Here is a 10,003-nt window from a genome sequence, read left to right on the forward strand (position 1 = left end):
GACTCTGTTAAGATAGTAATGTTAACCTTAAGCTACTATCCTACAGAGTCTAATTATAACCATTCCAAATTTACGCTATAAATGGAATTAATGCTACTGCAACAGCACTACCAACCATTATAACAGTTATTATTATAGCCACTCTTTTCATAAATTTTCTACTTCTGAATATGTTCATCTTGTTCCCTCCATGAATAATAATTTATACCCTTTTTTATTTATATACTAGTCTTTTATATTCATAAACATTGAGTTACTACTAATTATATATTATAATAACACTATTAGTCAAAAGATAAAAGAAGTTATTTTGACAAGATGAGGTGATATTATGCCAATACCAATTTTTTTATTATCATTTATAATACTAATTATTATTATCAAATTAAAAATGACCCAGGCTGATAAAAAAAATACAAATACCAGTAAAACTTTCTGGACAAGAGAAGAAAAGGCAATGTTCACAAGAAAAAAATCCCTTGAAAATCTTGATTATATTTATATTGATAAAAGTGAACTACCAATATTATCTAAAGAAGAGTGTTCTGATGACATAATATATATTCAAAATAAAGTCCTAGAATTATTAGAACATAAAATAGTCAATTTTCACGGTAAAACAAATACCGATCTTAAAATAGAGTACGGTACTGCCAATTTAGATACTCTTATCATGTATGAAGAACATTATACAATGCTTATAAAATATCTATACAAGTGGGGAAAGTTATTATACGAAAATAGTAAAATAGATGCCGCTATTCAGGTTTTAGAGATAGGTATAAATATCAAAACTGATATCAGCAGTCATTACATATTATTAGGAAGATTATATAAAATAAAAAAAGATACTAAGAGCTTTAATTCCCTATACTCACTCATCAATAATACTGAGTTTATATTGAAGGATAAAATATTAAATGCTCTAAGCTCTTTATAATTTTTTTATTATATGATTCAACATATATATTATTTTGCTCTACCATATGTATTAATAATATTATCTATAGCTCTGCTAGCTTCACTTTTAGATAATTCATCAATCTGCTTATCTAGGACTACATTATGTTTTCTTATTAGTGCAGCCAGATAAGCTTTTTGTTTATATGTAATTGCAGCAGTTTTCTTAGGTTTCCATAAGATTGGTTTAGGAATAAATAATTCCTTATTATCTTCATAAAAATCCATTTTAAGTTGATTATATAACTGATATGTGGCATAAGCATCATTAAATGCACGATGACCATTAAGATAATCTATTCTATAATAATCACATAAACAACCCAATCTCCTGCTAGGCAAATCTTTTAATACCATTCTTGATATGGTCAATGTATCAAGGGCATTTTTCTCAAAAGTCATATTTAATTTTAATGCATATGTTTTTATAAAGCTGAAATCGAATTTTATATTATGTCCAAGTATATCAAATCCTTTGCAAAAATCAATAAAATCTGGTAAGACAAAATTGATTGTAGGTTTATTCTTTACTAGTTCGTCAGTAATACCAGTAAGTGATACTATGTTATCAGGAATTGATATTTCTGGGTTAATTAGCTGATTGAATTCATCTACTACATTACCATCAACTATTTTAACTGCTCCGATTTCAGTAATTCTACTATCCATCGGACTTATACCTGTAGTCTCTATATCAAATACTACAAAGTTTTTCATAATGACACCTCGTTCATGGCTAAAATTTTTTATTAGACTCATTAGTTCCATTAATACATTCTAAAATACTATTAATATCCTCTAAAACCACATGGACCTCTTGTTTAAAGTCATCTAGTAATTGTAAATGTTTATTATCCTCATTTAAATAGGAATATTCAAGCTCTCGAGATATAATTTCCAGATTATTAGCCCCAAGATTACCACAAACCCCCTTTAAACTATGTGATAAAATCTTTGCTTCTGTATAGTTATTTTCTATGCCTAATGTAACTAGTTCATCATATGCATTAGCATACTTATTCTTAAAGCCTACTAGAATTATTTTATATAATTTTATTGAATTCCCCAATTTCCCCAGCGCACTTTCATAATCAATATTTTCAGCGTTTATATTAATAATACACACTTTTTAAATACCTCTCTTTTTTATTAGGTTTTACTCATTAAGTAGTACCCTAATTTTATCAATGAGCATTGAACATGCCACCTCGTTATAACCGCCTTCTGGTATAATAATGTCTGCATGTTTTTTACTTGGTTCCACAAATTCCTCATGCATTATCTTCACTGTGTTAAGATACCTACTGATAACAGAATCGAGACTTCTTCCTCTTTCCTTTACATCCCTTAGAACCCTTCTGATAATACGTACATCAGCATCTGTATCCACATAAACCTTAATATCCAACAAATCTCTTAAGTCCTTGTTCTCAAATATTAAGATACCTTCAATAATAATTACTTTTTTTGGCTTTACTGTTACTGTTTCTTCTTCTCTTGTATGTTTCACAAAACTATAGATAGGACGTTGTATAGATTCACCATTCTTCAACTTGATTAAATCACTTATTAAAATATCCGTATCAAATGCATTCGGGTGATCATAATTAAGCATCTTTCTTTCTTCAAATTCAAGGTGATCATTTGCTTTGTAATAATAATCATGTGTTAAAGCAACTACTTCATTCCCTAATACATCTTTTAGTTTATTCACTAGAGTTGTCTTACCTGAACCAGTACCTCCAGCAATACCAATTATTATTGGTTTTTCCATGTTCATCCTCCCTATCTTACCTTAAAAGCAAGCATGAATTATTTATTTGTTATAACGGTCATAGTAAAATAATGCCATATATGAAATTAGCTAATTATTCTTTTTATAACATACATTATAGTATCATGATTCATATGTTTTTACAATATGTTAAGGTATATAGACTAATTTATTCATCAATACCATTAATCATATTTTCCAGTCCTGTTTTGCAATACGGTAGTAAAAAACATCTTTCACATTTCGGACTTCTAGCAGTACATATAGCTCGTCCATGAGCAATTACTTGGGTGTTATATCTAATCCAATGCTCTTTTGGTAATATTTCCATCAAATGGAATTCTATCTTAACAGGGTCAGTATATTCAGTAAATCCTAATTTTTTTGATATACGCTTCACATGTGTATCAACAACTATACTTGGGATATTATAGATATTACCTCTAATAACATTGGCCGTCTTTCTCCCAACCCCTTGAAGTTTAACTAGCTTCTCTATATCCTCTGGGACTTGTCCATCATGTTGTTCTAATAATGTCCTGCAACATCCAATAATGTTCTTAGCTTTATTTCTATAGAAACCTGTCGATCGAACATCTTGTTCCAATTCACTTATATCTGCTTCAGCAAAATCTTTAACAGATGTATATTTCCTGAATAAATCTTTTGTCACTATATTAACTCTATCATCAGTACATTGAGCACTTAATATAGTAGCAATAAGTAATTGCCAAGGGTTTTCATGGTCTAAATAACATTTTATGTCTTTTGGATAATTCTCATCTAATAAGTTAAGAACCTTTTTTATCGTTTTATTATTTGCCATAAAAATTTATTCCTTTCTTTGCAATTTCCTGGGAAATATTACCATTTCCTGGGAAATATTGTAAATTATTTATTACCTGAACATATTTAGCATTATTTCTAAATACATCTCTATTATGATAATCAAATAATACTGCTATTTCCTTGTGTTCTATAGGTTTATTGAAGTCATCAGCCCATTTTATGATGTTAATAGGAAATATTTCTAGATGTGCCATTCTACTAATCTGTTTAGAGGTATAATCTCTATAGCTTGGTAAGAACTTAATAATATTTTCCTCATTCTTATAGAACTCGATTATAGCTTCTTTATGATTATCGTTTCGTTCTAACCAATAGGGAAATTTCTTAACCTTTTCCTGTAAGTACATATCAAATCTAAGAATATGCTTAATATTCACATCGTCTTTTTCTATAATATCATTATAGAATTCTAATAAAATTGTGTACAGCTTAATCTTATTATGATTAACTTCATGATAATTGTTCTTCAACCAATACTTTGCTAAGGATTCATATAGGGCAAATGGTGTTTCAAAACTTCTCTCTATATATTTTATAGCAAAATAGAAATTTCCGCTATTATAATATATCTCTACCATTTCTTCTATCATCTTCAACTTCAAAATATCATGATATGTTAATTCCTTAGTTCTAAGTACCTCGTATGGTGCTTTATCTTTATACAGGATGTCATATCTATCTACATCCTTTTTCAGCCCTGAACCTTTTAATATCTTTAGAAATCCTAATTGTAGCTGATGTGGTTGCAAATTATAGACATCATTAAATGACTCACCAAAGGAGTTATAGTCTTCCCCAGGAAGCCCTGCTATTAGATCTAGATGTTGATGTATATTATTTCCCTTATTTATTTTACTGACAACATTTGAAAGTCTTTCAAAATTAGTTTTCCTTTTAATATTGCTTATTGTCACCTCGTTAGTAGATTGTACTCCAACCTCAAGTTGAAATAATCCTGGTCTAACTTTTGACAAAAAATCTATCGTCTCATCGTCTAACAAGTCTCCTGATATTTCAAAATGGAAATTGGTATATCCATTGTCATGTTCATGTAGATATTTCCAAATCCCCAGAGCGTGTTTTTTATTACAATTAAATGTTCTATCAACAAATTTAACTTGTACCACTCTAGCATCAAGAAAACATTGTAATTCTTTTAATACAATAGGCAGACTTCTAAGCCTTACTCCTTTTTCAATAGATGATAAACAGTACTGACAGTTAAAAGGGCATCCTCTAGATGATTCATAATAGATTATTTTATTTTCAAATGCCCCAAACCCTTCATTATAGACAAAAGGTAATTGATCTAATTCAAGGGGCTTACGTTGTGTATTTCTATATATTTCTTTATCTTTTCTGTATATAATTCCATCGATCATATTAATTGTACTTAAGCCATCTACATAATGTTTCATAAGCTCTTTGAAGGTTTCTTCTCCTTCTCCAACAATTATTATATCTATTTCCTTATATCTTTCCATTAATTCTGTTGAATCATACGAAACTTCTGGTCCGCCAAGAATGATTATTGTCTCTGGAGATATCTTCTTATAATCTCTTACCAATGATTTAACTATTTCTATGTTCCATATATAACAGGAAATAGATAATATATCTGGTTTTTTCTTATATATCTCTTGTAATATAAAATCATATTGATTATTAATTGTAAATTCTACTGTTACAATGTTATCTTTATAATCTCTACAATATTTCTCCAAGTATCTTATTGCCAAGTTAGAATGAATAAACTTGGCATTTATCCCAACTAATAGTACGTTCATATATAAAGTCCTTTCCAAACTAATTTCTAATCTTATTATAACGCAAAGGGCTGTCTATAAGACAGCCCCAATATTTATTGTAAAGGCATTTTTATTGTTTTATAATTTTCACCTTCATGTATGGAGATATACAATAAATCACCTATCAAGGAAAAATAGTCAACTTCCTTATTATAAACCTTAGTAGTGTTATCATTTCTAAAGTCATACTTATTTATACCTTCGAAATTATAATATAACTTATCGTTTATAACAATTAAATCACTTATTGCTATTTCCTTGTTTACAACAACTTCCTTTGAATCATTATCAATATTTCTTTTGATGATAATACCTTTGAAACTATCTTCACCACTTATGCTTAGATAGTATAACTCATTCTTATCAGCGTATATGAATTCACTATAAGTATTAGTTAGAATCTGTTTATCTGAACCATCTAATCTAACTCTTCCAAGCCTTTTGTTGTTATTTTGATAGTAAAGCCATCCATCAATTATATTCTCTAGATTGCTACTATCATCTACTATAACTGTTTGTTCATTACTTATCAGGTTCTTTTTCCATATACACCCATCTGTAGAATTATCCAGAGAATAGTATATATAATCCCCCATGACTTGGAAGGAGATATTATATATCTTAGGATCAATAAAAATAATTATACTATTAATATCATCAGTTTCTAAATTAATTCTATCTATATAGGTAGTAAAATTAATGTTAATTCCATCTAATCCACTATAATATACATATTTTCCTTCTATCTGAAAATCAGTAACCCATTTATCAACAATAAGTCTTATCTCATTGGTATCAACATTATACTTATAAAGATAACCCATATAACCATCAACTTTGTAAACAAAGTATTTCCATTTTTCATCTACTTGTTTTTCCATATCAAAAGATACATGGAATTTTAGGTCTTCAAGGTATTTTTCTACAGTATAGTAACTTCCACCTTCCGAAGCGACACTCATATAGAACTTACCATCAATTATTTCCATATCAGTATAAGCCATATTAATAATATCCAAGAATTCTCCTTGTGTTTGCTTGTTAGAGATTCTATATAATAGATTAGCTCCGTTTTTTTCTACATAATAGATATTTGCATCGCTAGCATATATATCTTTTATAGTATTTTCTGTAATTTTAATGTTTTCGCTTCCATCACTTTTAATTTTATATAGTCTACCATCATCGTCTTCATTTTTATAATATATTATATCTCCAATAATATCATAGGTAGTAGTAAATACATTGATATATCTGCTTTCATTACCTGTACTAGGGTTATATATCCCAATCCTCTTCTTGTTATCCAAGAAATATATAGTAGTCCCTGAACATTTAATATTACTTACTGGTATATTAGTTATATTAGTAATTACTCTGTTTCTAATATTAAAAGCATGTAACTTATAATTATCATTCATATCAGTATAGTAGATGAGATTATTGTATATGATGAACGAACCTATCATCTTATCTATAACTAATTTTTTTTCATTCATATTAATATCAAGACAATATAATCTTTTATCTACTGCATCAGTATAATATACATTACCGTTGTTAGTGTCAAACATGTTGATAGCTATATCTGATATCTTCTTACCCATCTCATCACCAACTACTTCATAGAGCTTGTAAGATGATAAATCATCAGCACTATCTAGACTTTCAAAGTTTTTGGAGAATATTCTGTTATCAACTTTAATATACATCTTATGATGTTGTTCTCCACCTGTTCCAATAAAAATCTTCTTCTCCGATAAGTCAGTTTTTACCTTCCATATTCTATTTTGACCATAAAAATATAAGTAATTATCTTTTTCATAAAAATCTTTAATAGTTTTTTCCATAAATATTTTATTAGTCTTACCATCATAGCTGTTTATTTTATAAAGATATTCATCCTGATTATAATAAATTACATCATTGACTACAAAAACATCACTAACATTTAAATCAAATAATTGTCTTTCATCACTACCATCTAATGCACAACTATACATTTTATTATCAAAATAGTATATCCTATCATTGCTTACGCTAAAATTAGTAAAATTTCCTTCTAATAATAGCATAGGATTTTTCCCATCACTATCAATACTGAATAATCCTTGGTCAGTACTATAAAAAACCGTATCCCCATTATATTTTACAGAATAGATTTGGGTTTTGGTAGATACTATTTTAGTTTTTAGGGAACCATCTTTCTGTATTCTATAAATGTTATTTTCAAATATATAGAATATATAATCTTCACTTGTGCAAAAAGCATTTACATCCTCTTCAGAAAGTATCTCTTTGCCTGTACCGTCCCAACTAATACGTGCTAATTTTGCCGGAGTATATTTTTCATTAGTATCAATATAATAAATCCAGTTCTCTAAATTGCTTATTCCGTCAAATCTGGCATCAGCTATTTTTGTAAGTCCAGTTCCATCTATCTTCATTCTATATATTTTGTAATTATCATCAGGATTTCCAAAGTATAACCAGTCATTAAAGTTAATATTTGAAATTGTACTTGCTAAGTCCGCAGATTTTGTACTTGTTGTTTCATTATCCACAATGGTTACTTCTACTTTCTTTTCTTTTTTACAGCTTGTTAGAAGAAAGCATATAAAAACCATTAGGATAATTATATATTTATTTATTCTCAATTTCATTTCCCCCTAAATAATTAGGTTCTTTCAAGCAGTTCATTTGCACTATATTTATATTGTTTTATTGTATCATATAGATTTTACAATAGTATTACTTTTATATTATTATTTTTATCTTTATCAATTTTAGCAGTTCTTAAACTATAACTTTAATTAATACTAACATATTTCATGGTATTTTTAAATCTATTCATGAATAATTACTGTAGTTCCATCTGGAACATTTTCATAGAACCACTGGGCATCTTCTTCACCAAGCCTTATACATCCATGGCTTGCAGGTTTTCCTAGCTTATCCTGCTCTTCTTTTATAATGTTCCAATCTTTATCTCTAGGAATACCATGAAATAAATATTGTTCTGTAATCCTTACCCAATATTTTGCTCCTTCTTTAAATCTCTCGGAGTAAAACCATAATCCTCTATTTTCTAAACTGAAAGTTCCAAGTAAAGTAGGTTCTTCTTTTGTTCCACCTGAACATATCATTTCTTTTTTTATTTTATTATTTTCTCTTACAATAACTATATGTCCTTCTTCTTTTAGAGCTACTTCTACCCATAACCCCTCTACTATATCTTCTATAACTTCATCATTGATTACAAATCTAGCTTCTACTTCTTTGGCTACTTCTTTTTTACATCCTCCTGCTATGAATATAAAGATAGCTAAGATAAGAATAAAAAATACATTTCTTAACATAATACAACCTCTAAATATATAGTTACCTAATTATATTCATGCATAATAATAGAATGCCAAAAACTTGAATTCAATCTATATAAGTCGAATTAAATATATCTATCTATAAGAAACTATCTTAGTCCCCTCTAATCTTTTATTTACAACATCCCAATTTATGTTCTCAAAAAATACCTTTATATATTCTTTTCTGTCGATACCAAAATCAATCATATAAGCATGTTCATATACATCTAAAACCAGTATTGGTTTACCATTATATACAGTTCCATCATCATGGCTGTCTTGACCTATTATACGAAGTTTTCCATTGTATTCTCCCTGGATTAATACTACCCATCCTCTCATACTTAACCCTGTATTAGTAAACATCTCTACAAAATTATCGTAAGAACCAAAATCTCTATTTATCATATCCAGTATTTTACCATGTATCTTAGACTTACGCCCAGTTATATTACCAAAATACAGTTGATGCAGTATAATACCATTCAATGAATATGATTCACCTTTTTTTAGGCTCCTTAATGTGCTATATGTTGAGTTAGGATTCTCATAACTATCTTTTTGTTTAAGCAAGTCATTAATTTCTCCAAATTTGTTAATATAACCTACATATAGATCATAATGCTCTTCTAATTGTTTTTTTGTAATACCATCCACAGTGTTAAAATTAAAAACTTTAGGTTTGTACATTTTATCACCCTTTCAGTCTATTACAATTATTATATGCATATTATTAATAATTATTGTAAGTCCTAGTTTTGTTACACAAAAAAAAGATACTTTCGTATCTTTAAACTGGGTAGGCAGGATTCGAACCTACGCCTACTAGAGTCAAAGTCTAGTGCCTTACCGCTTGGCGACTACCCATTATAATATTAATTTTTTAAAACACAAAAGCGCGAGACGGGATTCGAACCCGCGACCCTCGCCTTGGCAAGGCGATGCTCTACCACTGAGCCACTCACGCATGAAAGCGGGTGATGGGAATCGAACCCACGTATCCAGCTTGGAAGGCTGGTGTTCTACCATTGAACTACACCCGCATATTATATTTTTTGTTAGTGTTTCGATTAATGCCCAGAGGCGGAATCGAACCACCGACACGAGGATTTTCAGTCCTCTGCTCTACCGACTGAGCTATCTGTGCTGAATCAGCAAAAACAATTATACCAGATAATAGAGCATGTGTCAATACTTTTTTTAATTTAATGCCGGAGACCGGAATCGAACCGGTACGGTCTTTAAGG

The 10,003-nt window shown here is 29.0% G+C and carries 9 protein-coding genes and 4 tRNA genes; 1 reads left to right on the plus strand and 12 read right to left on the minus strand.

The window, feature by feature from the left end; translation table 11 throughout:
- Positions 1-331: 331 nt before the first annotated feature.
- The gene (locus N4A55_RS02560; RefSeq protein ID WP_293753891.1) at positions 332-940 is read left to right on the plus strand and encodes a hypothetical protein; all 609 of its coding nucleotides are present in this window, start codon (positions 332-334) and stop codon (positions 938-940) included.
- A gap of 29 nt (positions 941-969) precedes the next feature.
- Here the strand turns inward: N4A55_RS02560 and N4A55_RS02565 are convergent, their stop codons facing one another.
- The 12 genes from N4A55_RS02565 to N4A55_RS02620 all read right to left on the minus strand — a co-directional run bounded on the left by N4A55_RS02565 (position 970) and on the right by N4A55_RS02620 (position 9,903).
- The gene (locus N4A55_RS02565; protein ID WP_293753892.1) at positions 970-1,677 is read right to left on the minus strand and encodes a 3'-5' exonuclease; all 708 of its coding nucleotides are present in this window, start codon (positions 1,675-1,677) and stop codon (positions 970-972) included.
- A 19-nt stretch (positions 1,678-1,696) separates the two neighbouring features.
- Complete coding sequence (locus tag N4A55_RS02570) at positions 1,697-2,086, minus strand: Hpt domain-containing protein (RefSeq protein WP_293753894.1); 390 nt, start codon at positions 2,084-2,086, stop codon at positions 1,697-1,699.
- Between the two features lie 30 nt (positions 2,087-2,116).
- The gene (udk, locus tag N4A55_RS02575) at positions 2,117-2,734 is read right to left on the minus strand and encodes a uridine kinase (RefSeq protein WP_293753896.1); all 618 of its coding nucleotides are present in this window, start codon (positions 2,732-2,734) and stop codon (positions 2,117-2,119) included.
- A gap of 169 nt (positions 2,735-2,903) precedes the next feature.
- Complete coding sequence (gene nth, locus N4A55_RS02580) at positions 2,904-3,560, minus strand: endonuclease III (RefSeq protein WP_293753897.1); 657 nt, start codon at positions 3,558-3,560, stop codon at positions 2,904-2,906.
- Positions 3,550-5,370: a B12-binding domain-containing radical SAM protein gene (locus tag N4A55_RS02585; RefSeq protein WP_293753898.1), complete on the minus strand. Its 1,821-nt coding sequence runs from the start codon at positions 5,368-5,370 to the stop codon at positions 3,550-3,552. Before N4A55_RS02585 ends, nth begins: the two co-directional genes overlap by 11 nt.
- Before the next feature lie 74 nt (positions 5,371-5,444).
- Positions 5,445-8,048, minus strand: coding sequence for a DUF5050 domain-containing protein (locus tag N4A55_RS02590; RefSeq protein WP_293753899.1), 2,604 nt, complete (start codon positions 8,046-8,048; stop codon positions 5,445-5,447).
- 189 nt (positions 8,049-8,237) lie between these two features.
- Positions 8,238-8,750, minus strand: coding sequence for a L,D-transpeptidase (locus N4A55_RS02595; protein WP_293753901.1), 513 nt, complete (start codon positions 8,748-8,750; stop codon positions 8,238-8,240).
- A 99-nt stretch (positions 8,751-8,849) separates the two neighbouring features.
- Positions 8,850-9,446: a superoxide dismutase gene (locus N4A55_RS02600; RefSeq protein WP_293753902.1), complete on the minus strand. Its 597-nt coding sequence runs from the start codon at positions 9,444-9,446 to the stop codon at positions 8,850-8,852.
- 105 nt (positions 9,447-9,551) lie between these two features.
- Positions 9,552-9,623, minus strand: a tRNA-Gln gene (locus N4A55_RS02605).
- Positions 9,624-9,651: 28 nt separating this feature from the next.
- Positions 9,652-9,723: transfer RNA gene (locus tag N4A55_RS02610), tRNA-Gly, on the minus strand.
- A gap of 5 nt (positions 9,724-9,728) precedes the next feature.
- Positions 9,729-9,799, minus strand: a tRNA-Gly gene (locus N4A55_RS02615).
- A 31-nt stretch (positions 9,800-9,830) separates the two neighbouring features.
- Positions 9,831-9,903: transfer RNA gene (locus N4A55_RS02620), tRNA-Phe, on the minus strand.
- Positions 9,904-10,003: the final 100 nt, after the last annotated feature.

The organism is Vallitalea sp. (assembly GCF_025211055.1).
In the GTDB taxonomy this organism is placed as follows: Bacteria; Bacillota; Clostridia; order Lachnospirales; family Vallitaleaceae; genus Vallitalea.